Annotated in this window: 19 protein-coding genes; 7 read left to right on the plus strand and 12 right to left on the minus strand. The window is 47.5% G+C overall.

All coding sequences use genetic code 11. The features are described from left to right. Positions 1-2 precede the first annotated feature (2 nt). From QUA62_RS24295 to nfi, 4 genes are all read right to left on the minus strand, one after another. Entirely contained in the window at positions 3-2,006 is a 2,004-nt protein-coding gene (locus QUA62_RS24295) for an FHA domain-containing protein (RefSeq protein WP_333407314.1), read from the minus strand. Positions 2,007-2,108: 102 nt separating this feature from the next. Beyond that, complete coding sequence (locus QUA62_RS24300; RefSeq protein ID WP_333285125.1) at positions 2,109-2,639, minus strand: FHA domain-containing protein; 531 nt, start codon at positions 2,637-2,639, stop codon at positions 2,109-2,111. 476 nt (positions 2,640-3,115) lie between these two features. Continuing rightward, positions 3,116-3,346 carry a KGG domain-containing protein gene (locus tag QUA62_RS24305; protein WP_006631632.1) on the minus strand — a complete coding sequence of 77 codons (231 nt, stop codon included), beginning with the start codon at positions 3,344-3,346 and terminating at the stop codon, positions 3,116-3,118. Positions 3,347-3,800: 454 nt separating this feature from the next. Then, the gene (gene nfi / locus QUA62_RS24310) at positions 3,801-4,454 is read right to left on the minus strand and encodes a deoxyribonuclease V (protein ID WP_333407315.1); all 654 of its coding nucleotides are present in this window, start codon (positions 4,452-4,454) and stop codon (positions 3,801-3,803) included. A 729-nt stretch (positions 4,455-5,183) separates the two neighbouring features. Here nfi and QUA62_RS24315 point away from each other — a divergent pair. Both QUA62_RS24315 and QUA62_RS24320 read left to right on the plus strand, forming a co-directional pair. Beyond that, the gene (locus QUA62_RS24315) at positions 5,184-6,017 is read left to right on the plus strand and encodes a prohibitin family protein (protein ID WP_333407316.1); all 834 of its coding nucleotides are present in this window, start codon (positions 5,184-5,186) and stop codon (positions 6,015-6,017) included. A 285-nt stretch (positions 6,018-6,302) separates the two neighbouring features. Further along, complete coding sequence (locus tag QUA62_RS24320) at positions 6,303-9,314, plus strand: EAL domain-containing protein (protein ID WP_333407317.1); 3,012 nt, start codon at positions 6,303-6,305, stop codon at positions 9,312-9,314. Positions 9,315-9,573: 259 nt separating this feature from the next. On the opposite strand, the gene QUA62_RS24325 is transcribed toward QUA62_RS24320, so the two are convergent. From QUA62_RS24325 to QUA62_RS24335, 3 genes are read right to left on the minus strand one after another with little or no spacing between them, the layout of a single operon-like run. Next, complete coding sequence (locus QUA62_RS24325) at positions 9,574-11,031, minus strand: DUF1802 family protein (RefSeq protein ID WP_333407318.1); 1,458 nt, start codon at positions 11,029-11,031, stop codon at positions 9,574-9,576. 2 nt (positions 11,032-11,033) lie between these two features. Further along, the gene (locus QUA62_RS24330; RefSeq protein ID WP_333407319.1) at positions 11,034-13,013 is read right to left on the minus strand and encodes an ATP-binding protein; all 1,980 of its coding nucleotides are present in this window, start codon (positions 13,011-13,013) and stop codon (positions 11,034-11,036) included. Between the two features lie 48 nt (positions 13,014-13,061). Then, positions 13,062-13,784, minus strand: a complete 723-nt coding sequence (locus tag QUA62_RS24335) for a hypothetical protein (protein ID WP_333407320.1) — start codon at positions 13,782-13,784, stop codon at positions 13,062-13,064. Between the two features lie 378 nt (positions 13,785-14,162). Here QUA62_RS24335 and QUA62_RS24340 point away from each other — a divergent pair, with 378 nt between their 5' ends. Beyond that, positions 14,163-14,675: a rhodanese-like domain-containing protein gene (locus tag QUA62_RS24340; RefSeq protein ID WP_333407321.1), complete on the plus strand. Its 513-nt coding sequence runs from the start codon at positions 14,163-14,165 to the stop codon at positions 14,673-14,675. A gap of 301 nt (positions 14,676-14,976) precedes the next feature. Here the strand turns inward: QUA62_RS24340 and QUA62_RS24345 are convergent, their stop codons facing one another. The 5 genes from QUA62_RS24345 to QUA62_RS24365 form a co-directional block, all read right to left on the minus strand. After that, complete coding sequence (locus QUA62_RS24345; protein ID WP_333285141.1) at positions 14,977-15,411, minus strand: NUDIX domain-containing protein; 435 nt, start codon at positions 15,409-15,411, stop codon at positions 14,977-14,979. Positions 15,412-15,614: 203 nt separating this feature from the next. Further along, positions 15,615-16,361, minus strand: coding sequence for a peptidase (locus QUA62_RS24350; RefSeq protein ID WP_333407322.1), 747 nt, complete (start codon positions 16,359-16,361; stop codon positions 15,615-15,617). A 118-nt stretch (positions 16,362-16,479) separates the two neighbouring features. Next, positions 16,480-16,719 (minus strand): preprotein translocase subunit SecG, encoded by a 240-nt coding sequence (gene secG / locus QUA62_RS24355; protein ID WP_190659521.1) that lies wholly within the window; start codon positions 16,717-16,719, stop codon positions 16,480-16,482. A gap of 459 nt (positions 16,720-17,178) precedes the next feature. After that, positions 17,179-18,777 carry a 2,3-bisphosphoglycerate-independent phosphoglycerate mutase gene (gene gpmI / locus QUA62_RS24360; protein ID WP_333407323.1) on the minus strand — a complete coding sequence of 533 codons (1,599 nt, stop codon included), beginning with the start codon at positions 18,775-18,777 and terminating at the stop codon, positions 17,179-17,181. Between the two features lie 426 nt (positions 18,778-19,203). Continuing rightward, positions 19,204-19,872, minus strand: coding sequence for a retropepsin-like aspartic protease (locus tag QUA62_RS24365; RefSeq protein ID WP_333407324.1), 669 nt, complete (start codon positions 19,870-19,872; stop codon positions 19,204-19,206). A 230-nt stretch (positions 19,873-20,102) separates the two neighbouring features. Here QUA62_RS24365 and QUA62_RS24370 point away from each other — a divergent pair, with 230 nt between their 5' ends. The 4 genes from QUA62_RS24370 (at position 20,103) to QUA62_RS24385 (ending at position 24,161) form a co-directional block, all read left to right on the plus strand. Continuing rightward, entirely contained in the window at positions 20,103-21,620 is a 1,518-nt protein-coding gene (locus tag QUA62_RS24370; protein WP_333407325.1) for a hypothetical protein, read from the plus strand. Between the two features lie 183 nt (positions 21,621-21,803). After that, entirely contained in the window at positions 21,804-22,544 is a 741-nt protein-coding gene (locus tag QUA62_RS24375) for an MORN motif-containing protein (protein ID WP_190739072.1), read from the plus strand. 105 nt (positions 22,545-22,649) lie between these two features. After that, positions 22,650-23,363 carry an MORN motif-containing protein gene (locus QUA62_RS24380; RefSeq protein WP_190659507.1) on the plus strand — a complete coding sequence of 238 codons (714 nt, stop codon included), beginning with the start codon at positions 22,650-22,652 and terminating at the stop codon, positions 23,361-23,363. Positions 23,364-23,540: 177 nt separating this feature from the next. Continuing rightward, a complete protein-coding gene (locus QUA62_RS24385; protein ID WP_333217796.1) occupies positions 23,541-24,161 on the plus strand; it encodes a DUF6391 domain-containing protein in 621 nt (206 codons plus the stop codon). The last annotated feature ends 322 nt before the right edge of the window (positions 24,162-24,483 follow it).

Here is a 24,483-nt window from a genome sequence, read left to right on the forward strand (position 1 = left end):
AATCAATCTGGAGATTTATTGAAAATCCACTTCAACCACTGCACAAACGATCGCCAAACGCTCAATTTCCGCACACCAGCAACTCGGTTGGCGGCCAGACTTTCAACCGAACGCAAGGCGGCATATTGCAAGCCCAAAAAACTGTCTACCGGCGCGTAAGGCCCCCCCAAAGTAATCGCGCCTGCTGCGTATACCCGGCCTTCTGTGTTGCTACCAGAAGAATTCCGCAATTCTGGTACTTCAAAATCGTTGTTAACACTCAGCCGGCCCAAACCGTTGAGGGGAAGATTGTATTGAACTACCAAATCGTTTAACAGGGGACTGGTTTTTACCTTAGCGTCCAAACCCGTAGCATCAATAATAAAATCAGCTTCTAACTTAATTTGCCCCTTGAGTTCCTTCTCCTGAATGTACGTCACCGTGCGGTTTTGACTGTCGCGCTCGACTCGCTCGACTTCACCGAAGGTAATTTGATACCATCCTTGACTTAAACCTTCTTTGACAATCCGCCGCCAGTCGCTGCGCTGGGCTGTAGTAGTTCCACCCCAGTCGGTGAGCAACTGCGGCCGCAATTGGGGGGCGGCTTGTTCCAAAAGTACGCGGAGTTCCCCGCCCCAGCAAGCTTTTGGCCAGTTGAAAGGTTGAAATTCGTAGTGATTTTCGACTCTTCGCTGAGCGAGTTTAAATTTGTTACCTTGAGGTTTGGGCGATCGCATCAAATGCAATACTTGAATGTTGCGGTTCCGCTGTCGCGCTTCGTAAATTCGCTGCACCACCCGCGAAGCCACAATTCCCCGGCCTCTAATTAACACGCTGCCGCCGCTGGCCTCCAATTTTTCGTAAACGCCGTCGTGGCTTTCGTAAGCGTTGACAACCGACTCAAAATCCTGGGTTTTTTCGCGATAAGCTTGCAAGTCGGGCAGAAATTGAATGGCGGGATAGCCGGTGGCTAAGTGTACGTATTTGGCGATTAAAAAAGCGTGCTCGCGGTGATCCGCATCCGATCGAGAATAAGCGATCGCGTACCTGCCGTCATCTGTTTTGCGAATTCCCCGCACTCTACCGTAGCGAAACATCTGATTCCACCCAATTCGATCGGCTTCCCTGTCAATAGAATCAAACACATTACCCGCGCGAGGCGTATAAGTTTCGGCAAAAGTCGGTTCAGCAAACACCTGCCACATCAACTTCAACGACATCCCCAAACGCCCTTTGAGCAATTCCTGCCAAGCTTCCCGCAAAGCATAGGGAGGCCACCCCCAAATGTTGTCTGGACAAGAGTCAGAATTCGATCTTAGGCGTTCCCGCAGCGGAATTTGAGAATTCAGGCACAGACGCAGATAGCGGGCGTAAGGCTGCTTTTCCATGCCCAAAACCGCAATTCGCTCTGTTTTCACGCCGCAAATTCTCAGCAAATCCACCCAAATAAAGCTTCCCAAACCGCCGCCAACAGCAGCCCAATCAACTTCTGCCACAGGGAGTCTCCTAGATTCGAGCGATCGCATTGACACTTGAGAAGCTTGCAAAAATTCGATCGGCGGAAATTCTCCCCTACTACCTGTTTGAGGAAGCTGCAACATTACTGGCTGCCCCAACGCGGGATCTGGCCCATTGGTCTGCGGGTTAAAGAAAATGTGAAAATTGACCGACGGCATTTCAGGGGAATTCACAGCAAAAGAAATGCCGATCGCGTAGGGCCCAACTTGCAGCATATCCCCGTTTGCCAGCACGCAACGGGTTTGGCGAACGCCGTTGACAAAAGTACCGTTGCGGCTGCCCGTGTCAGTAAGTAAAATACTGTTGCCTTCGGTGCCAATCACTGCATGAAAGCGAGAAACTTGACTGCTGCTGAGGGCAATTCGAGAAACTCGTTTCCCGTTGATTGTGGCGGGCATAGCTTCAAAAATTCGTCCCAAAGCGATGGGTAAGTCGAGTATCGGGGATCGACAATCCCCCGTAGCTGTATCTGTCCAAGTCAGTCGCAGGCGCAAGGGTTGAGAATTCATGATTTTTTAAACATCAGCCGTCGGCTTTGAGCTTTCTGCAAAAAAAGATTTTTGAAGTTGAGAGTGTTTAGCGCATAGCCCGATTTTCCCTTTTTCAAACTCTCACGGAGAGATCATCACACTCGCCGCCGCCGCCAAAGAAGTACCGCACCACGGACACCCCGCATTCAACTGCGCGTAAGGCGAAATTCGGCTGCATTTGGGACACTGCAAACCGTATTTTGAAGGCCCCGTCGGCTGAAAGTTACCAGGTGCGGGAGGCCCAGACAGCAAAACTGTCTGGGGCGCGGCTACCTGCACCTCCGTCACATTCACCACCTCGATTTGCACTTGCCCTAAATGGATGTGACTTCCCGAGTTCAATTTTGCTTCGCCTCGGACGAGAATTTGTCCGTCTACCAGCGGCGGATTGCTTTCCCGCAAATTCCGCACTGCATACTCCTGCAATTCCTGATTAAAAAATATTTCAACGTGCAGCCCCGATACGCTGGGATGCGAAAATACTATATCGCACTTCGCCGGATCGCGCCCTAGTCTCACGGTTCCCGGACTTTTGCTCGGCTGTCCGTTTTCAATTGTCTGAGTTTGACGCACCCCAGCTTCTGTCCATGCTAAAGTTAGCTGGTTTGTCATGATTTTATAGTTAACTCAAAAATATAAAAAAATATTAGCTGATTTATTTTGAGGACGGACTTCCTCACCAAAAAACTTAATTAGAATTATTGACGCCGACTCGATCGAAGTTCTGAAAATATTATCTGCCGCTAAACAAAAAAGCCCTGAGTTCGGGGCTTTTAGTGTTCGTATTGGCTTTTTTTGAGAGACTGAATCGCGCTTGCCAGCTTTTCTTTCCCGCAAAATTATTGACCCCTGTGCAGCTTTGTTAAAAAATTGCCGTTAAAGATTTGCCAGCGATTGCTAAAAACTAATTGCTGTGGGGTTTTCAAATTTGCAAAGCTGGGGGGCGCTAGTTACAAATTTTGGAGGTTGGGCGATCGAACTACCTTGGTAACTTCGATCGCCCCACCTCCTCAAACGTTCACTGTCCTAGTGCTATCTCTCACGCTGCAACTGTGCAATCTTTCATTACAGGGCCAGCCTTGAGAGACTTAAGCTTCGCTCTTGCGGCTTTTCCGACCGCCTTCGCGACCAATTTGAGCCATGTGTTCGCGATTTCTGCTGACAGCTTCCCCACCTTTTTGACCAGCTTGTCTGGCTTCTTCAGGGGTGAATTCGTGTGCAGTTCCTTTCTCGTGTGCAGCTTTTCCGCCCTTGCTAGCAATTGCGCGCTGTTTTTCTGCATCCATAGAAGCGAATCCGCGTTTGCTTTTCTCAGCCATGACTGTCTCCTTGTTTGTTTCTGATTTTTTAGCTCGATCGCGCCTTCGCCTCCCACTGTCGTGGTTACTCCCAGTCAGTGGTGAGATATCCGACGGTAAATTATGAAACCTCATCAGACGAATCTAAGCTTTTGGTTGAACTCGCAGGATGACTCTTTCATAATTTACAAATGTGAACTAAAAATAGTTCACGCCCGGGCACTATAGTTAGAGCCGCCAATGTTTTAAGCTGGTTACTGTCTTTCAATCATTCTATAAACCTCCCCAACTTTTATACCTCTTTCTCAGGTATAGTCATTCTTTAGTTCGCTGGAAGGATGGAAGCGAAAGCTGATTGGCAGTAGACTCAGAGGATTTTTTGAATCGGGCGGCGCCACCTCAAAAATTAAAAGTCCAAAGACGGATGCTTTTTTGGTCTTTTTACTTTTTTTTTGATGCCTTCGGCCCTTGCCACTTATCCCGATGTTAGTTGGTCTGCCGATCGAGTTGTTTCTGGTAAGCGATATTTTGGGGCGCAGCGCAGGACGTACTCGATCGCACTTATCAAGTTTACCTTATGACCTATCGAAACATAAATCGGTTTTACCCCTGTTTGCGTCCTCAGCGCTGCTCCTACCGTCGATCCCTCCAGCACCAAGGGTTCCCAACTGCCCCGGTCGAGTCCGACTTCTGAATGTTCTCCAATAAATCGATTTTTGGCAACGCCGATCGTGGCAATCCCTGTCAAAACCCCCAAATGGCAGGCAAGACCGAACCTGCGGGGGTGGGCTAGTCCTTGACCGTCGCACAATATCAAGTCTGGTCTCAAACTGATATTTTCCAAAGCTTCGAGAACTGCCGGCACTTCTCGAAAAGACAGGAAACCCGGAATATAAGGAAAAGTTGTAGGACTGCGAACCACAGCTTGCTGCTGCAACTGTAAGTCGGGAAAGCTCAGAACTGTTACAGCGGCCCGCGATACATCGTTTACACTGTCGTAGCCGACATCTACACCGGCGACGTAGCGAACTGTCTCCAGTTGATTGGCGGTAATTACCTCTGACCGAAGCTGTTCTTGAATGGCGATCGCCTCTTCAACTGTCTGCGGCCAAGGGTGTCGCTGCAACATTTTGATTTTTCTTCAACCGTTCTCATCTAAGCTTAACTTATTTTCGGCCATTTTTAAACTCAGATTTTTATCGTTTGTAGCTATAAATTCCTAGCTTGCCCAAGAAGTCTTTTTTTCTACTCAGGTGGGTTGAGCAAGGCGGGCCGATGCCAATTCTACAAATAGAGTCTGTAGGTCGGAGAGTAAAATTCTATCTTTCGCTTGTGCTTGAACCAACCCCCAAAGGTTTTAGTGGCAAGCACCTCCAATCTTCTACTCAAAATTTATAAAAAATACCTATTCGATCCTGATTTTCTAGCTTTCTAGAAAGCTTTCTCTTTCCGATCGCCATTTTATCCCTTGTCGCAGAGCGATCGAGCTATCTATTTACTTCTGCTTTATCTAAAAAAATCCTCTTTGTCAAGATGATTGAAACATTTATTCATCAATAATCTCACCCAGCTATAGCAATCCTCGCATCATTTGTGTATTTCTTACTCCCTCCCCTTACCAAGGGGAGGGTTGGGGTGGGGTAAAAATTTACGACTCCTGCAAGGATTGCTATACAAGTGCCATTGTTCATCCCCGCTCATCGAGCTAAGAGGTTCCCAGACCCTCGCAACTATATGACTTTTATGAAAAATAATCAATGAATTTATGAGTTGTTGCACCCTTAACATGAAGTTATAATCTTAGATAAGATCGAATAGAAAACTAACATCAAGTAACACAACATAGGTGAATCAACATATGAAAACCATGCAAAGTGTTCAGTACAACCTAGCTCTCTACATCGTCGGTGGCATCGTCTTCATCATCGCCGCCTTAATTTTAAGACCTTTTGCCCTCGTCGGCGCAGGGGAACGCGGCGTCATGATGCGCTTCGGCAAAGTTCAAGACGCGATCTTAGATGAAGGCATCCACCCGGTTTTACCGATCGTCACCTCTGTAAAAACTATCAGCGTGCGGGTACAAAAAACAGATTTAAAAGCAGATGCAGCATCCAAAGATTTGCAAAGCATTACTACAGATTTGGCAGTCAACTGGAATGTTGACCCTGCAAAAGTAAATCAAGTTTTCCAACAAGTGGGAGACGAAGAACAAATTGTTACCAGCATTCTGAGCCCCGCAATTTCTGAAGTTCTCAAAGCAGCAACTTCTAAAAAAACCGCAGAAGAAATTATTACTAAGCGCACGGAACTAAAAAACGAAATAGACAACAGCCTTAAAAAGCGCTTGGAACCTTACGGGGTCATTGTCAGAGATGTTTCGTTAATAAATTTTGGCTTTTCTCCAGAATTTAGCAAAGCCATCGAAGCCAAACAAATAGCAGAACAAGAAGCTAAACAGGCAGAATTTACAGTTAAAAAAGCAACCCAAGACGCTCAAGCCCAAATAAACCGCGCTAAAGGTCAAGCAGAAGCTCAACGCTTGCAGCGACAAACTTTAACAGCCGAAATTTTGCAGCAGCAAGCAATTGAAAAATGGGACGGCCAGTTTCCGACAGTAATGGGAGGAGGCGGAACTTTGCCATTAATTAATATTGCGCCGCCGAGTTCTCAAGCCGCAACTCCTGCTAAATAAGCTGCTGCAGATCGTGATTGCCAGGGCGTGGGGAGAGAGTCGGAGGGGGAGAGAGTCTGAGGGGGAGAAGAATTGAGGGGGAGAAGAATTGAGGGTTTTGCACTGCGGAAGTGAAGACGTGCTTTTTTAAATGCCCAACAGCAAGGGTAGAAAATACAACTAACCACTAAGGTGAAATCCCGCTTACTTAAATGCGGAGATACAATTTACGTTGCGCGAGTCGTGAAAAACGTTAGAGTAAGAAACAATTCGGAAATTGTAAAGGTTTGCTTGAAAGTTCGGCTGATGGGAGATCGGGAGAACCAGTCAATTTCTAATTTAGGTGGAGTGGGGGGTGTAGGCGATCGCCATACTGCGTCAGAAGCCCTGTGGCTGCGCGATCGAGCCTTGGCTGCTACTAGCAGCGGCATTGTGATTGCTGACGCCAAGGCACCCGACTGTCCGATAATTTATTGCAATCCGGCCTTTGAACGGATGACGGGTTACTGCGCCCGTGAAATCTTGGGGCGTAATTGCCGATTTTTGCAAGGCCCGGATACCGATCGAACTACTGTAGCTAAGATCCGCGACGCCTTGCGCCAAGGTCTAGAAATCCAGACACCAATCAAAAATTACCGCAAAGACGGCACTCCATTTTGGGCAAAATTATCGCTATCTCCCGTGCGAGACGACAACGCTAATTTGACTCACTTCGTAGGAGTTCAATCTGACTTGTCGGAACCACTCTGTGAAGTGCAGCAAGCATTGCAGCAAGCTAACGACCAACTGCAAACGATTTTGGAAGCAGTTCCGGGAACAGTATCTTGGATTAGCTCGGATTTGCGATATTTGGGGGTTAACCAGCACTTAGCCAAACTGCATGGTTTGCGGCCGTCGGCTTTTGTCGGTCAAGATATTGGTTTTCTGGGCGCTAGCTCGGATTTTAACTCTTTTGTCGTGGAGTTTTTTGCCGGCGACGCTACGGAAGCGGTTAAAGAACTCAACGTTAAGCTACAAACCGACGGGGGAGAGTCCGAGGGATACTATTTGATTGTGGCTCAAAAGTACGATCGCGGCAAAGCAGCTTGTCTGGTAGGGATTGACATTACCGAGCGCAAGCGGGCAGAAGAAGCTCTGGTGCTGACTCGCAAGGCGGTGGAAAGTTCGAGTGACGCGATCGGCATCAGCGATGCCAACGGCACTCACATTTATCAAAATCAAGCGTTTTCTCAGCTATTTGAATGGGACACCGCAGAGGAATGTAAACTAGCCGGAGGTATATCGGCAGTTTTTGCTGACTCTGCAGTCGCCCGGGAGGTACTCGACACGATCGCCCAGGGTTATTCTTGGTTTGGTGAAATTACCAAGCGCACTAAAAGCGGTAAAACTTTGCAAGTGTTGCTGCGGGCCGATGCTATTAAAGACCGCACGGGGAAAATTGTCGGTCTGATTTACATGAATACCGATATTACCGACCAAAAGCGCACCGAACAAGAGCTGCGGCAAAGCGAGAAGCGCTTTCGATCGTTGATTGAAAATGCTAGAGACATTATTGTGATTCTCGACGAGAAAGGCTTTTGCCGCTATGTATCTCCTTCCCTAGAGCGGATTTTGGGCTACCCGACGGCGGAAGTCTTGGGCCGATCTATATTTGACTTGATTCACCCTGACGAATTGCTGATAGTGGATCAAGTGTTCAAAGGTGTCATGCAAATGCCGAGAGTTAGCCAGGGAATGGCGGAATACCGAGTGCAGCACAAGGACGGTTCCTGGTGCGTGTTGGAAGCGGTGGCGACGAATTTGCTCAACGAACCTTCCGTGCGGGGAATTGTGGTCAACTGTCACGACGTGACTGAGCGCAAGATGGCTGAAGAACAATTGTTGCACGATGCTTTGCACGATGCGCTGACAGAGTTGCCGAACCGTGCTTTGTTGACTGACAGGTTGGGGCAAGCTTTTGCCCGCGCCCAACGGCATCCGAGCTATCAGTTTGCGGTGCTGTTTCTGGATTTGGACAGGTTTAAGGTGATTAATGACAGTCAGGGACACCGCACGGGCGATCGGCTGTTGGTGGCTGTGGCTCGCCGTCTCTTGACTTGTTTGCGGCCGGGCGATACGGTGGCTCGTCTGGGGGGAGATGAGTTTGTGATTTTGCTGGATGAAATTCACGGTGTTGATGAGGCGATCGCCCAAGCAAAGGAAATTCTCAAAACGATCGAACGACCGCTTTATTTGGAAGGTAATAAAGTTTTAATTACTGCTAGCATCGGCATTGCCTTAAGTACCGACAAATATCAGTGGCCGGGAGATATTTTGCGCGATGCTGATATTGCGATGTACCGGGCTAAAGCTCTCGGTAAAGCTCGCTACGAAGTTTTTACCAGTGCGATGCACACTCGGGCTGTGGCTTTGATGCACTTGGAACACGATTTGCGCGAGTCGGTTGAAGAACTAAATTTCAAATATCCCATAGTAAATTTCGCCTGTGGGACGGTGGCGGAAAACTCGCCGATGAGTGAAATCGATCGCAGATTGGATCGTCCTAAGTCGCAATTGACTACTTTAAAATTGGAATGTCCTTTTACTGTTTATTATCAGCCGATCGTTTGTTTAAAAAGCGGATCGGTTATCGGATTTGAGGCACTGGTGCGCTGGCTGCACCCGGAAAGGGGTTTAGTTTCCCCGATGGAATTTATTGCGATGGCGGAGGAAACAGGGTTAATTACGCCTTTGGGTTTGTGGGTTTTGAACGAAAGCTGTCGCCAAATTATTAAGTGGCAAAGTTTGAATTTATCTGTGGGAAATTCGCCGCTGACAGTCGCAGTAAATCTTTCCGGAAGGCAGTTTGCGGAACCCGAGTCGATCGAGCAAATTAAGCAAGTTTTGCTGGAAACAGGTGTTGACGCTCGCTGTTTGAAGTTGGAGATTACTGAGAGTGTGGTGATGGAGGATGGAGAAGCGGCGGCGGCGATGCTTTCGCATTTGAGAGACTTGGGTATCGGGCTGTGTATTGATGATTTCGGCACTGGTTATTCGTCTCTGAGTTATTTGCACAAGTTCCCGATTAATATTTTGAAGGTCGATCGCTCTTTTGTTACCCGCATCGGGGAAAGGGGCGAAAATTTGGAAATTGTGCGGGCGATCGTCATGCTAGCCCGCAGCTTGGGGATGGAGGTAGTAGCAGAAGGGGTCGAAACCGCCACCCAATTGGCTCAAATGCGGGCGATCGGCTGCGAGTACGGTCAGGGATACTTTTTCTCTAAACCTCTCGACAGTGAGGCAGCTACAGCCTTGTTGAGGCGATCGCCCAAATGGTAAACAGAACCAAATATTTAATTTGTGTTTGGAAAAATATTAAAACTATTGCGGGGTGTGCTTATTGGAGAGTCAATAAGGGCGATCGATCTTTTCGTAATCGATGTCTTGAGTGTTAAAATTACAATTGAGTATAATAGCAAACTGCTGAAAGATTGGCTGCGAGGTTGCGGGAATTGGGCATAGATCCTGATGCTGTGTAGGAAATTGGATCGAGTACGCGCGGCGAAGCTATCCCGTAGGGAATCGCCCTTGACCTATCTCAATCATCTAGCGGCAAGTCGCGCAGGAAATAAAAGCGATCGCGCCCTAAACTCTCGCCTTTAATTCGCCCTGCATAACCTGTCAGCGGAGAAGAAAGTTCTACTAACATTTCGTGCAACTCTTCGCGGGACAACTTCTTGGGTGGGTTAGACATTGAATACGCACCGCTAAGAGCATCCACACTTGCTTGTTCAGAACCAGAATTTTCGTGATACTTTTTCAGAATAAAAAGAACGTGCGATCGCACTTTAATTTCTTGCTCAACTTGCTCAATATATTTAGCAACTTCATCATCAGATTGTCCCGGTTTTAAGTATTCTTTCAGTTTAAATAAGTCCACCGAGTTAGGATAGGTGCTTTGAAGTTTAACCAGTTTTTCAAGCGTCTCAGGGTTCATAATTGCCATACCGTGTACTTTTGCTGCATCCATAAGTTGAGGAGTTGGAACGCCAGGACCAATAATCAACTTAGTTGCTTTGGCGAGGGTTTCTTTATCTTGGAGCCGTAGCGTTCCTAAATTCAGCAATTGAACTGCTGTATCGTTAGGGATTTTTTTACCGGCTTTGCACTCGCCCACTAAGGGGTAAGGTTTGGAGCATAATAAATCTAAGCCACCAGCACCACCTTTGTGAGCATAATCTATGGTAAATCCCAAAAACTCAAGGCTATCGCGCACTACAATTTCAAAGTCTGTTCCTGCTTGATAGTTGCTTTTGTTTGTATCTAGTTCTTTGGTGCGATTTCCCAAAGCTGCTATGGTATTTATCCAAGATAAATCCGGTTTGATTGGTTTTACAGGCTTATCGCTACTCCAACCTAGAAACATTTTGATTTCTGCTTCTAGTTGTTTGGCTTTCGGGTTGGTGGTGGATAAATGCACTAATGCACTTTGCAACTCTTCCAATTCTGGATGTTCAGGAGGCTCTAGTTTTTCCAGCTTTTGACGGCGTTTAGCAAAGATAGATTCGCTCAACACTGGTGTTGAATCAGTAACATTTAGAGACTTTGGCAAAGGTACAAAATTGCCGCTGGGATGCACAGACATTTCCAGCGGCTGAGGTAGCAAATAAACCCGCAGGTAAGCTACAAAAATAAACGGACGCTGCTGGAGAATTTGCTGTAATGCCTCTGTTTTCCAGACTGTTAACCGCGACAAAGCCTCTAAGGATTCAGGTTCATTCACCATTTGGCACAATTCGCACCTAGCCCAAGCTTTGATCGAAACTTTATCTAAAAGTACCAGGGGGAGTTCTAATTGCCCTGACTCTGAAAACAAGCTCATTTGCTTAGGTTTCATCAAGGGCATATTAGAATTATCGGCTGGATACAAAGCAAATGTACGCCCCGGATTTAGAAACATCCGAGGCATAGCTGCAATCATTCGTCCTTCGATTAAAGCTTCAATATCTGGATTTGGTAAAGCCAGAGCTGTTTGAAGCAAAATTAATTTGCTCATGGTTAACTAAATAGGTCACTTAGATCCCCATCATCTGTATCATCATTGGTGGGAGGGTTGAAAATGTCTTCTAAAAGTAGGCTTTCATCTTCATCATCAACCGCAGGCATTTCACCGGAGGGATCGCTCAAAATTTCCCGCAATAAAAGATTCTCAAAAGTGAGCTGCTTCTGATCTATGAAATCAAAAATCTGGTCTTCTGTTAAATTGTAATCTCGGCATTTTTGACAAACAGCACGGAGAGCCAGCAGCGGCTTTATTTGCTCTTCAATTAAATACACTACCTCACCGCCTTTTTCAACTGACACGAGTTCTTCTAGAAGCTTATAGGCTTTAGAATTTTTCTTGATTTTATCTATTTTTGATTGGGAACGGACTAAACAACCGCGTGTTAAATCAAATTTTTGATAATCAGTTAAGCGCTTCAATCCAGCAACTAACTCAGATTGAGAATATTGGATGACTGCAACCCCAATCTTGATAGCTCTACCATTTTCAGTGCCCATTATCTTGAACTTAATCCAATTTGCATTTGGTATTTTGGGTTTGATTTCTGCGGTAACATCATCAATTGTTACATTATCTACCGTCTGACCTTTCAACGTTTCAAAGCCAAAGTAAATAGCCTTAGCAATTGTGGAATCATTTTCGATATCCTCTCCCATATCTGCCTCAAGTTCCTTCTTTAAAGCAAACTCAAACCGCTCAATAGGCTCTTCTGGAAGTTCAGGCATTGGAGGCATGAAAACTAGAAAATTCTCGGCACACCATTTCAAAGCTTCCCGTACCGTGGGCTTACCTCTGCCATATTCTCTCAGTTGGCTTTCCTCAAATGGATAGAGCGGATGAGGGGGGTTTAAATTCCTGACTTGATAAAAATCTTGCAACCATAGTCCGACTACATCAACTAAAGAATCACCATTCAAGTATTTTAAATCGATTGGTTTTTTCTGCGTGTATGTTGAAAGTCGATCGGGTATACCGCCAGACATTACGTTAACTGTGTCTGTCCACGTATATGGCATCATTACTGTGATAATAACCAAACCTTGACCGAGTTCTGAGTGTTCGAGAGTATCGTACAAACGCTTAACTAGATCGGCAATTACCTGCGGTGTTGTCAACCCATCATCTCTACAATTTGTATTTACATCTATTTCATCAAAACAAATGATTACAGGACTGTAGTAACTCACCAAATTTAAAATTTGCTGGACATTATTCAGAGATTCTGCTTCTCTGTCCTGATTAGTCTTGCCGGAATTAGCCGGCAATCCTAGTTCCTCAGCTTTAGATTTATCTAACTCTTCACCAGATAACCATTTGATAGCAAAAGGTGTTTCCGCTTCTGATAACGTCCATAAAACAGCTCGAACAATATAAGGATCTGCCTTTAATTTTGTTTTGAGAACTTGCTTAGTCAGGGTGTTCATGAAATTCTTATTTTTAGCGGCCCAACTAGCACATACTCTGTCAAATCGATCTATCAGTTCTTGAGGAGAAAGATTCTGTGAAGCAGAATTGATAGCTTGGAAACCTTCGTTGGCCATTGCTGCCGCTATTTCCTGCCATTGCATGACACTTTGGCTGCCTGTATGGCTCAAACTGTTAGCTAAAGTTTGCTGAAATTGGTATTTTATCAAGTTTAAGTCGGTGTAATTATTAACACTGGCATAAACGAACAAAGCACCACCATTGATTTCTAGTCTGCGGCGGATGCGACTTAAAATGTGGCTTTTCCCCACTCCCTGGTTAGCAGTTAATACCAGTGAAGTCACCTTTTCTTGAGTGGATTGACTTGTCTGTACTTTTTCAACTGCCTGAAGAATGGCATCGGAAGCATGAGCATTTAGAGTGGGAATATCGGGAAACCCTTTTCCCCAAATATCTTGTTCTTTGACAATTCCAGCTTTGCTAAATGGATTGTGATTTTGGATTGCAGCATTGAGGGCTTCTATCGGAGAAACTTCTATATTGTTCATAGCGATCGCGTGTGAGGTTAACGAACTACAAAAAGATTGAGGGCAATTTTATGAATTCAAACGCTTGGCGTAGTAACGCAATGCACCACCAGGCATGGTGATTGAGTCTTCACGTTTATCTGGGGTGATGTCTTGCGTTTCTCCTGCCATTAGCTGAAAAATGTCATTAGCCTGCATTTCCAACAGCCACTCATTGAACTCCGATCGCCCTACCATTTCCCCGATCGCCCGTCGCATCCGATAAATCGGCACTAAATCGTCTAAGTTATAATCCCGGTTCAAGCTGTCATACACATCCAATGCCACAGCCTTAAAATCGTCATAGGATGCGATCGTCCCTACATCCGCTTTCCCCTTATCAACAGCAACACTCGCGGCACCATCCTGATGCCGAATCCACTTCAACAAAGAATTTCCCAGCCGAGTACCAATTTGAGAACCATCAAACTCAAACAAAGAATCCTTACTTTTCAAGCCTTCCGCTAAAACTTCTTTCCCCTTAGCGCTCAATTCCACCAGCGTCACCCGATTTACCAGCGAATACTCGATCGCCCCAGTCGCCTGCAACTCGCCGAGCACTTCCACATATCTCTGACTCGTCTCATTAGTCCGCACAATCCGCTTAGTCAAATCCCCCTTTTTCACCTTCATCCTGCCGCCGCCCAAATCCCACAAATTCAGCAGTACCCGAACTTTTGCCTTTGCATCCCACACCGCTTGCTCTTCCGGTGTCAAAGTGTTAGACACCGAAATTTCATCTTTCTCAGACATATTCAGACCTTTAAATACTTGTTCTTAGTATCAAATTTTATCATAAATCTTGCTGCCAAACCTCTCCACTTTTCCGTAAAATCCCGCGCGAGGCTGTACGCAACTTCGGCCAATTTCATTTCAAAATAATTGTGATTGACTAAAAGGAAATCGTTTGATAGAATACGTAATCTAACGAGCGATCGCACTTCAAATTCTCCACAGCAAATGCGATCGAACAATCTGAAGCACAGCCCGCTTTCCTCTAGCAAACTCAACAAATCTAGCGATCCCAACCTTAGTCAACCACCTGCAACCCAGCTTAAATGCGACTTTAGTTCAATGCCAGGTTCAGCCTTTAGAAAGACGAATTCAACCTAAACCTCTTGTTACATTGCAATGGCAATCAAAACATTGAACAACCTTTTACCCATGAAAAATATTCCCGACCAGATTTCTGACATCAAAGAAAAACTTCCCGATTTGACTCCCACCCCTCCTGGTTTAAAAGCTCAAGCATCTAGCCACGACCTCAAAGCCCGTTTAGATTGGGGCGAACCCGGACTCACAATCATCGACGCTCGTGATTTTGAAAGCTTCACCAAAAGCCACATTACCGGCGCCGTAATGATGCCAATGGACGAATTAGTCGCTAGAGCACAATCGAGTTTAGAACCCATCCGCGATATCTACATCTACGGCGAAAACGACCAACAAACCGCCGAAGCGGCCAATCTTCTCCGCGCAGCAGGCTTTCAAAAGGTAGCCGAACTAAAAGGCGGGATTCCTGCTTGGAAAGCCATTGACGGCCCCATGGACGGCTCTGGCGAACACGATACTCCCGGCCCCGACGCCTACAACGTTTTTTCTCGCTTGCAACACCACGCCGAAGCTCAGAAAACGAACAAATAACCTCAGATTGGCGGCAGGATTCGCCCACAGAATCTGACACTTAATAAACCCGGTATCGCAAAAGTTACCGGGTTTTTCAATCAGAACTTATACCCCAATACGCTTGGGTTAAAACTGTTTATTCCCCGGAGATCCCCCTAAATCCCCCTTAAGAAGGGGGACTTTGAGTAACTTCTTGTCCCCCCCTTATTAAGGGGGGCTAGGGGGGATCGGGCTTAACTGAACCATATTGACTTATACCAAATCCTGCCTCAATTTTCTTAGTCTCTTACAGAGTGACTTCCTTTGTATAGCCTCGCTTTCAACCGCCGACTCTTAAATTTCTGCCATCCAAATATGCCTTAACTTCCCCAAACATGAGGCGGTTTGCATCAAAAGTAATCCGTTTAACAGCTTCATCAAAAGAAAGCCAAGCAGAATTTTGAACTTCCTCCTCTTGCAAAACAACTTCCATCGAATTGACAAAACCTAAAAAATAAGTGACAGTTTTTTCAATCGGCTCCCCATCTTTCACAAAAGAATAGTGTTCCGTAAAACTCGGCTCATCCAGCATTTCAAAATCCGATATACCTGTTTCCTCCTCAAATTCCCGCCTTGCAGTTTCCGCAGGAGATTCCCCGGGGTTCGCGTGACCTTTCGGAAACGCCCAATGTCCCGCTTGATGTTGAATCAACAAAAACAAAGCATCAGCTTCTTTTCCAAAAATCGGCACAATCCCAAAACATTCATCTTTCATTTTTCTGATATTTCCTATTAACTATTATGTTTTTTTAGTCCGCGTAAGCGAACTAAATTTGGAGAGATGCAGTTTCATATCAAATCCGTTAGCATCGGAATAGTAAATTCGAGTTCACTGTTGACGGTTGACTGTTGACTGTTGACGCCGTGAACAGTCAACCGTCAACCGTCAACATCATTCCGGTGTAACCGGAAATGATATCAATCGCCGAGTCTCTGAAATTCCCACCCTAACCGAGTCTGCTGTTCGTAAACCCGCTTCAAAGTATTAACATCCCTGGCTGAAATAGGCGGAGGATTTCTCACCTGAGAAAAATAAAGCACATCAGTTTCCATCAAACTGTGACCCCAAATTCCCAAAGCGTGGCCCAACTCGTGCCGCGCCGTCGCCGGAATATACTTACCCACTTGATTCGGATTCAAATAAACCGAAAACCGATGAGATAACACAGTTTTATCCCCATCCCGACGGGCGTACAATTCATAGGTAGCCTCTCCAGAGCGCGATCGCAAAATCCCTTGACGCAAAGGCGGAGCCCGACGTAAAATCCTAATATCAGCCACCTCCGAACTATCCACCACTTCCAAAGGCAAATAAACCCCCCATTCCCGCACCACATCCAACACAGTCGCCACCCATTCTTCAGACTTATTAGCATCAACTGGACGATCAACATAAACCTGAATCGGAAACTTAGACCACAACAAATGACCGAAATTTGGTGGCTTAACCTGGTCAAAATAATCACCACTATTTGTGGAATCTTGCCAATTCGCTAGCGTTGGCGGCAAAGGGTGAACCTGTGGATTCGGCAAACTACTTGGGAGAGAAGAAAGAGTCGCCGCCGGAGTATTAACCTGAGTAAAAATTATGAAGCTAAAACAACATAAAGCCAATCCCAAACCAGACAGCAATCGAGGTTTTACTGTCACTTTCCACAACCGCATTTTTCTGACTGCACTTAAATTTCATTTTTAGGGCGGGCTAGAAGCCCACCCCACAATAATTTATTTATGTGGCACGGGCGTCTCGCCCGTGAGCTATCTGCGGTTAAAAATCCAAATCTTATAACTTAGGCGCCAACCAACCAGCACTCAAAATCACAGTCAAACCCATAAAAACAATAGACAGACCCCAAGTAATCCGGTTCAGACTCGTTTCTGCACTCTTGGCGCTGGTAAACAATTGAGCTTGTCCGCCAATCCCTCCAATACCATCGCCTTTAGGACTGTGCAGCAACACAAAAATCACAAGTCCTAAAGCAGACAAAGACCAGATAACTTGTAACACAGAAACAATATTCATAATCAGGAGTAATTGGTAATTAGTAATCGGTAATTTATTATCGTATCAAATTCGGTCGATCGCACACAATTTATGCAGAGACACTCCAAGAGCCCATTGGTGTCAACTTAACGTCCAACCCGCAGTCCGGCAGGGAATGAATTCCCTGCCTCAAAGCGAAAGTCCTCTTAAGAGGACTGAAAAGAAGAATTTTTGCTACTGCTGAATCCAAGTATGATTTTGCCTGATGGGGTAATTCTAAGTGCTTACCCTGTCAGCGCTGGGGCAACCACGGGGGGATTGCCCCTACAAATTTCCTACCCCAATTCAGCAACGCCGAATTTTTAAACTCATTAGTCCTCTTGAGAGGACTTTCGCTATTAGACAGGGAATTCATTCCCTGGCTGACTACCGGATGGGCGGGAGGACTGGGCGGATGACAGCTTAAGTTGACACCAATGCACGGCGCCTTTGTCCCTACTACAATCGGACCCGCACCGGAGTGCGATTGGCACGAACTTCAAACTCAGCCGATCGAATCATAGATCGTCCCGTCATCTCCGGGGGCTGAGGCAACCTCAACAGCTCCAGAATCGTGGGCGCAATATCCGCCAAACAACCATCCGTCCTGAGAGGAACATCCGTTCCGTGACCCGGAATCTTCCGACCTTCACCCTCTACCAGAATAAACGGCACTGGGTTAGTAGTGTGAGCCGTCCAGGGATTCCCGTCCTCGTCAAACATCTGTTCAGCATTTCCGTGGTCAGCAATAATAATTGCCGTTCCCCCAGCTTTACTAATGGCGCTCAACAGCCGCCCCAAACATTTATCCACAGTTTCGCACGCAATTATCGTCGCATCCATCATCCCCGTATGACCAACCATATCCGGGTTAGCGTAGTTAATCACCATAAACGAATAGATGCCTTTTTCCAAAGCCGTCACCACTCCATCCGTCACCAAGTCCGCCGACATCTGGGGCGCCTCATCGTAAGTCCCCACCATCGGGCTCTGCACCAACTCCCGGTGTTCCCCGATAAAAGGCTCTTCCAGACCCCCATTAAAAAAATAAGTCACATGAGCGTACTTTTCAGTTTCCGCCGTCCGCAACTGCTGCAAACCGTGCTTAGAAATCACCTCGCCCAGAATATTGTTCAAATTCTGCGGTTCAAAAGCCACCATTACCGATAGTTTCGGGTCGTACTGAGTAAAAGTCGCAAACGCCAGGGACTCAATTAACTTCCGTTCAAACCCCTTAAAATCCGGTGCCACAAAAGCCTGAGTCAATTCTCTCGCCCTGTCCGGGCGAAAATTAAAGAAAATTACCCCATCCCCGGATGCCACCGCCCCCGGAGAAATCCGAGTCGGAACAGCAAACTCGTCCGTCACTCCTTCAGCATAGGAGCCCTGCAACACATCCACAGCCGATCTACCGTCAGGAGCACCCTCAGTCGTCATCACCTCGTAAGCGCGCTGCACCCGATCCCAGCGCTTGTCCCTATCCATCGCGTAGTAGCGGCCGCTGATGGTCGCAATCCGACCGACCCCTACCTCTGCGATATAACTTTCAATCTTGCCTAGAGCTTCGACACCCTCTTTCGGAGTAGTATCACGACCGTCTGTAATCGCGTGAATGCAAACCTCAGAAATTCCCTGTGCTTTTGCTAATAGCAGCAAACCCTTAATATGACTGAGATGGGAATGAACGCCACCTTCAGAACAAAGACCAGTCAGGTGCAACTTGCCGCCCGTGGCGCGGACTTTCTGGCAAAGCTCAACCAGCGCCCGGTTGTTGAGCAAAGAACCATCTTCCACTGCATCCGAGATCCGCACCAACTCTTGAGGAACCACGCGGCCCGCGCCCAGATTCAAGTGACCAACCTCTGAGTTACCCATTTGCCCGTCTGGCAGCCCTACCGCCCGACCCGAGGTGTGAATCAGAGTTCTGGGATAAGCGGCCCAGAGACTGTCCATCACGGGTGTTTTTGCCGCGGCGATCGCATTTCCGTCTTTTTCTTCACGATAACCCCAGCCGTCTAGAATAATCAGCACTACAGGAGATACAGACGCTTGTGCCATGCGAATACCTTATTTACAATAATTAATTTCTCGATTTTCATGATTTCCGATTTTGCGGAACATCTTCCGCTCATCAGTTTACATATTTTCTAGGCTCCGGCTGAACACAGCCCACCAAAATTCCCTTAACCACAGCATTTTTGGAACTAATTTCGACCTGCTTTGGGAATGGTTTAATTGATTGCCTTGCCCTGTACTGTGAATGCACAGTCGGAGACTGTTACCGATCTCACCAACAGCGACCCTGCTTTTGCCGCCGCATTTTCACGAATTGTTCAACGGTAGGTTGCTATTGAAACACTAAGAAGAGTACCACAGATGGCGGACTTTTACTACTGCCTCAAGGAATAGATTAAATAGCTTTGACTGGGCTGGGAATAACTTTAAACGAGTTGAGCAAAAATCCGTTTCCGAATCGGCTCACTTTTAGCGGACATAAAATTCTACAACATCTTTTTTAATTTTGACATCGTAATTGCCAAAGAAATCGTGACCGAGCAGACCTATTGGCATTTGTTTGGCGATCGCCACTTCGACATTTTGGATCACAGCACCCCCAACCCGGATTGATCGCACCAGACCGATCGGGAACTCGACAACGCTACCGTCAGCGATCCCCGCTCTCACGGTACGCACCGGCCTGACTCCCAGTGCAGTAGCCATCCGCTGAGAAATCAAAGTGCCGCTCGCCCCGGTATCGAGAATCATCTCAAAAGTCTTGTTGCCGTTAAATACCACATCAATCACCGGCGTCCCGCCTGCGCGACGCTTGATTTTAGCTTGAAATACCTGTGGATTCCCCCGTGGCTTAGCCGGTTGAGTGGCTGGGGGTTTGGCACCAGGATTGGATGGGTTCCAAAACTGAGAGTACAATTTGCCAGTTGTGAATCCCGATCCCGTTATAGTGCGATTCCCTTCGGGATAGCTCCGCTTCACGAGCGGCTGGGAACTCACATCGGGCACCAATGTCATCACCTGGGTTTCTGGCTGATGTGAATCAGAATGCACCTCGCCCCCCACCGATCCCACACCCACCAAAACGGTCGCAAAAACAAAGCCCGATCGCCAAATTCGCTTGAGAATCACTTTTGCCATGATCTAAATACCTTGATTGATTCAATATTTCCCACAACGACCGCCATTGATATCCTAACTTGCTCCTGAAAACCCAGCGCCCGAAGAGCCCGATGAGATCATGAGGAAAACTTGGCAATTTTCAAGCGATCGCATAACATCGAACACAGATAAACTTATAAACGGCAACAGGCTGTAATTGCAGAGCCTTGTTGGAGATCTTGAAATTAAGCAGTTAGGGGCGATCGGCAATGCACAAACTTTTATATTTTGCGACTATAGGACTACTAGCTTTCTCGATCGGAGGATGCGGTGGCGACGAGGCCAGCAACACACCCAGCCCCAGCCCCAGCCCCAGTGCAGCCTCTCCGTCTCCGGCCGCCTCTGCCAGCCCCACCCCAGCAGCTCAGACTTTCCAGTCTCCAATAGTAGCCGCCCAGCCTCCCGGGTTAATTCGATCGACCAACCCAGAGGAACGAGCGAGACAGGCTCAAACAAATATCGGCGACAAAAAGGACAGGAATCCAACGCTTCCGCTTCAGCCGGTGGCCCAAGGCCCTGTGACAGCGAATCCCTCTCAGTTAGACCCCTTTGGGCCGCTGCCGCCGATCGCATTACAAATCCCTGCAGGAGCTAACGGAGCGGGTGGGATTAGCTCAGAACTCCCCAAACTGCCACAGCGACAAGTAGCCGTGCTACCCGAGCTTCCCGAGTTATTGGCTCCCCCCCCACTTAACAGGCCTAATCAGACGGTTACTATCCCCAGGCCACCCACAGCCGGTCGAGGGGGCACTCAGCAACTACGAAATCCACGATCGGGAGATTTACTTCCCGGAGGTGAGGGGGCGCAAATTGACTCGCGTCCCATAGTTCCAAGGGGAACTCCTCCTCAGTTAGGTGGCGGTGCCAGAAATGGTTCCTTACCCGGAGGCACGGGGGGACAAATTGGCTTGCCGCCCCAAGTTCCGGGGTTCGCTCCTCCTCGGTTAGGTGGCGGTGGCACAAATGGTTCCTTACCCGGAGGCACCGGGGGACAAATTGGCTTGCCGCCCCAAGTTCCGGGGCTCGCTCCTCCTCAGTTAGGTCGTACTCGTACATCCCCGCCGGGACTCGAACCCATTGCAGCTAGACCCATAGGAGTGCCGGATCTGCCGGAACTGCCAGTAGACAAGCGCCCGCCCCAATGGAGAGACCCCAATGCCAGGGCAAGAAGAGTTACTGGCACCCGTCCTCCTGCAACTGGGCCAATAGCAGTTAGACCCCAAGGTGCGCCGAATCCGCAGCCTCGCCAGCCTCGCCGTGCGGGTCCCCCGCGCCCGCCCCAGCCAATAGCAGCTAGGCCTATAGGAGTGCCGGATCTGCCGGAACTGCCAGTAGACAAGCGCCCGCCCCAGTGGGTTGACCCAAATCCCCCGCCTCCTCCCGTGATCCCAGTAGTTCCGGCACCGCCGCCACCGCCTTCTACTGACATCGCTACAGGCACTGAAGTCAGCGGGGTGGTAAAAGTCGGCAACGAGACGCAAGTGATTGTCAAAGTACCGAATGAACCAACCAGTCGATATGTCAAAGTCGGGCAGCGACTGTCTAACGGGCAAGTGTTGGTGAAGCGGGTCGATCTCAAGCAAGGAGCTGATCCGATCGTGATTCTGGAGGAAAACGGCGTTGAGGTAGCCAAAGGTGTTGGCGAAAAACCCGCAAATCGCCAATCACAACCAGCCAATGCAGTTATTAGCCGTCTCCCAAATCCGAATAGCTCAGCGCGACGCTGAAAATTGACAGTAAAGCAGGAAAAATGCTAAAGGCAAAAACTCTAATTTTTGCCTTTTTGCATTTAGGGCAGATCTCGAACCTGAAGGTAAAATTAGTACAGGGATTAAAAAAGAGAGGACTTTTCATTGAGTATTAGCTTCTAGAAAATCCCTATTAGTAATTGAAGTTAAAGGAGATTGATCATGCTCGGTTCAATTCAAAAATTAGGGATGGCGATATTAGTTGCTTCTTGTATCGGCAGCGCCACTAATCTCTTGAATCCGCAGCCATCAATGGCTCAACCAAAACCAGAAGAAGGAAAACGCTCTCCCTTCTGCCAAGGCAACCCTCCTACGGGAAGAGTAAAATGCAATTACGAGGGAGGCGATAACTACGAGGGAAATTTCGTCAACGGCCTGCCCGATGGCAGCGGAGTCTACGTGTACGCTAATGGCGATCGCTACGAAGGAAATTTTCGGAAGGGAGTGCCAAATGGTAGAGGGACATTCATTTTTAAAGATGATGCCCGCTACACAGGCGTGTTCCAAGACGGCACAATGAGATCTGGGACGGTCGTTTTTGCCAACGGCGAGCGCTACGTCGGAGAGTTCGCAGTCGTCAGGAACGTTCAGACTGATGCCATTAGCAGCCAACCCTCAGGGCGGGGTCAATTTTTTTATACTAATGGCGATCGCTACGAAGGACAATTTTTTGCAGGTTCGCCCTTTGGCCCGGGGATATTGGTGCGGGTAGACGGCACTCGCTGTTCCGGGAGGTTTTTCAATCAAGAACTTGACGCTAGTGTCTCCTGCACTTTTCCCAACGGTACGCGCTATGAAGGAGAATTGCGAAAGGGAGTGCCTCACGGTGTCGGGACGATGATCGATGCTAGCGGTAGGCGCTTTCCGGGGGTATTTCGCAACGGCAAGCCCGGAGTTTCGTAAAGGATAAAGGATTGAGGTTTTAAGCCAACTTTTGACAACAAATGGGACAAAAGACAAAGGACAGAAGAAGATAATATCTAACAGCGCATAGGAGAAAGTTGATTGATGATTTCCCGTTCTTGGATCAGTGGAATTGCTTTATTAGTTGCATCAGTGTTGGGAATTGGTAGTTACGCGACTTATCCCTTGCCCTCAATGGCACAAGGAACAGAAGCTAAAACCGGTCGCTGCGTGCCAGCTATCGCTACAGGTAGAGTTAGGTGCGATTATGACAGCGGTGATAGCTACATCGGACAGTTCGTTAACGGTTTGCCCAGTGGCACTGGGGTATACGTATATTCCAACGGCGATCGCTATGAGGGGCAGTTCCGTCTGGGCAAACCAAATGGTCGAGGACAATTTATATTTAAGGACGACGCCCGCGTGGAGGGCATATTCCGAGATGGCAAAGTTAGTTCCGGGACAGCTATTTTTACTAATGGCGATCGCTATATAGGGTCGTTTTCTCTCGATCAAAAAGTAGGCGTGCCCACGGGACAAGGGCAATTCATTTTTGCTAATGGCGATCGCTTTGTGGGTCAATTTTTAGGGGGCAAGCCTTTAGGTACGGGAGCGTTCACCCGCGCTGACGGCAGTCGGTGTTCGGGACAGTTCTATACTCAAGAACTTGATGGTAGGGGTAACTGTTCGTTCTCCAACGGTATCCGCTATGAGGGAGAGTTACGCAAGGGATTGCCTCACGGCAAGGGTACAATTATCGATACCAGAGGTCGGCGACTTCCGGGAGTATTCCGTGAGGGCCAGCGACTAGAGCAATAAATTGGGAATAAGTGCTATCTGTTAGTAAGGGCAGGTTGAAGGCTAATAATTTTTGCACACAACCTGCCATTGCTAAATTTTAAACTCACAACTATTGATAATTTATGATCGGCTTTTTCTCAACCGAATTGCTAATGTTAAATATCCACTTAATGGAGTTAATGGAGGCGTTTTAATATGACAACTACTGCTTCTGCTTCCGGCCGCACTGGCCAGTTTCCCTTCGACTTTGCCCCGCAGCGGACTCAAGATGCTGATTTGTTGCGACAACTCAATTTTGTGCCCGGCTTGAAGGAAATATTGGCTTTGCGACAAGTTCATGCTTTGGAACACGCTACGGTTTGGGTACTTGGCCAATCGATTGGTGCGACGACAGCAAGAACCGATAATGAGTTATTGGGCGGGATGTCCACAGACCAAGGGTTTTATCTTTATGGCCACGTTAACATTGTACAGTTGCATCAGGCAGTACGCGAGGCTTTGCAGCGGATTGCCAGCGGAGAGTGGGATTTAGCTGTACATCCCCGCTGTGGCACGAATTTGTCGGTGGCAATGCTGCTAACGGCTGGACTTGCTGTTGGCATCAATTTAGCCCTGCCTCGGGGGCCCATTCTGCAACTTTTAGGTTTGGGTGCAGCGGCGGCTGCTGCGGCTCAGTTAGCTCCTGATGTGGGAGCTCTGGCTCAGCGTTACGTCACAACTGCTATTCCGTTTAATTTGAGTGTTGTTGATATTACTGTAAGTCACGACTTCTGGGGACGCGAAGCTCATTTTGTTCGGGTGCGTTGGGTTGAATAGCTGCTGCGGGAGGAGAAGAGTAGGAGAGGGGGAAAGTTGACAAAATCTTTTTTCTTCCCTCAACTTCGAGCCGTTAAATTCCCTACACGGCTTTGTCGCCGAACTTGCTTCTTCCTTCTTCATCATTTTGAGAGAATCGGTACTATTCAAAAGTTAATGGGGGCGACTTATCAACTTGCTTTTATTCGATAACTGGATACTACATACTAATATCTATATTTTCCATATTTTTATAACTTCATATTATATAGCAATCCTATATGAATTGTGAAAAGGCATCAAATCTTTTCAAGTTAGGAAAATTGAAAAGATTATATTTAGC

This window comes from Microcoleus sp. MON1_C1 (assembly GCF_036701945.1).
GTDB lineage: Bacteria > Cyanobacteriota > Cyanobacteriia > Cyanobacteriales > Microcoleaceae > Microcoleus.

Bases quoted from the DNA above. Each gene is read 5' to 3' on its own strand.
- QUA62_RS24295 (WP_333407314.1), bottom strand. From the start codon at position 2,006: ATGAATTCTCAACCCTTGCGCCTGCGACTGACTTGGACAGATACAGCT.
- QUA62_RS24300 (WP_333285125.1), bottom strand. From the start codon at position 2,639: ATGACAAACCAGCTAACTTTAGCATGGACAGAAGCTGGGGTGCGTCAA.
- QUA62_RS24305 (WP_006631632.1), bottom strand. From the start codon at position 3,346: ATGGCTGAGAAAAGCAAACGCGGATTCGCTTCTATGGATGCAGAAAAA.
- nfi (WP_333407315.1), bottom strand. From the start codon at position 4,454: ATGTTGCAGCGACACCCTTGGCCGCAGACAGTTGAAGAGGCGATCGCC.
- QUA62_RS24315 (WP_333407316.1), top strand. From the start codon at position 5,184: ATGAAAACCATGCAAAGTGTTCAGTACAACCTAGCTCTCTACATCGTC.
- QUA62_RS24320 (WP_333407317.1), top strand. From the start codon at position 6,303: ATGGGAGATCGGGAGAACCAGTCAATTTCTAATTTAGGTGGAGTGGGG.
- QUA62_RS24325 (WP_333407318.1), bottom strand. From the start codon at position 11,031: ATGAGCAAATTAATTTTGCTTCAAACAGCTCTGGCTTTACCAAATCCA.
- QUA62_RS24330 (WP_333407319.1), bottom strand. From the start codon at position 13,013: ATGAACAATATAGAAGTTTCTCCGATAGAAGCCCTCAATGCTGCAATC.
- QUA62_RS24335 (WP_333407320.1), bottom strand. From the start codon at position 13,784: ATGTCTGAGAAAGATGAAATTTCGGTGTCTAACACTTTGACACCGGAA.
- QUA62_RS24340 (WP_333407321.1), top strand. From the start codon at position 14,163: ATGGCAATCAAAACATTGAACAACCTTTTACCCATGAAAAATATTCCC.
- QUA62_RS24345 (WP_333285141.1), bottom strand. From the start codon at position 15,411: ATGAAAGATGAATGTTTTGGGATTGTGCCGATTTTTGGAAAAGAAGCT.
- QUA62_RS24350 (WP_333407322.1), bottom strand. From the start codon at position 16,361: ATGCGGTTGTGGAAAGTGACAGTAAAACCTCGATTGCTGTCTGGTTTG.
- secG (WP_190659521.1), bottom strand. From the start codon at position 16,719: ATGAATATTGTTTCTGTGTTACAAGTTATCTGGTCTTTGTCTGCTTTA.
- gpmI (WP_333407323.1), bottom strand. From the start codon at position 18,777: ATGGCACAAGCGTCTGTATCTCCTGTAGTGCTGATTATTCTAGACGGC.
- QUA62_RS24365 (WP_333407324.1), bottom strand. From the start codon at position 19,872: ATGGCAAAAGTGATTCTCAAGCGAATTTGGCGATCGGGCTTTGTTTTT.
- QUA62_RS24370 (WP_333407325.1), top strand. From the start codon at position 20,103: ATGCACAAACTTTTATATTTTGCGACTATAGGACTACTAGCTTTCTCG.
- QUA62_RS24375 (WP_190739072.1), top strand. From the start codon at position 21,804: ATGCTCGGTTCAATTCAAAAATTAGGGATGGCGATATTAGTTGCTTCT.
- QUA62_RS24380 (WP_190659507.1), top strand. From the start codon at position 22,650: ATGATTTCCCGTTCTTGGATCAGTGGAATTGCTTTATTAGTTGCATCA.
- QUA62_RS24385 (WP_333217796.1), top strand. From the start codon at position 23,541: ATGACAACTACTGCTTCTGCTTCCGGCCGCACTGGCCAGTTTCCCTTC.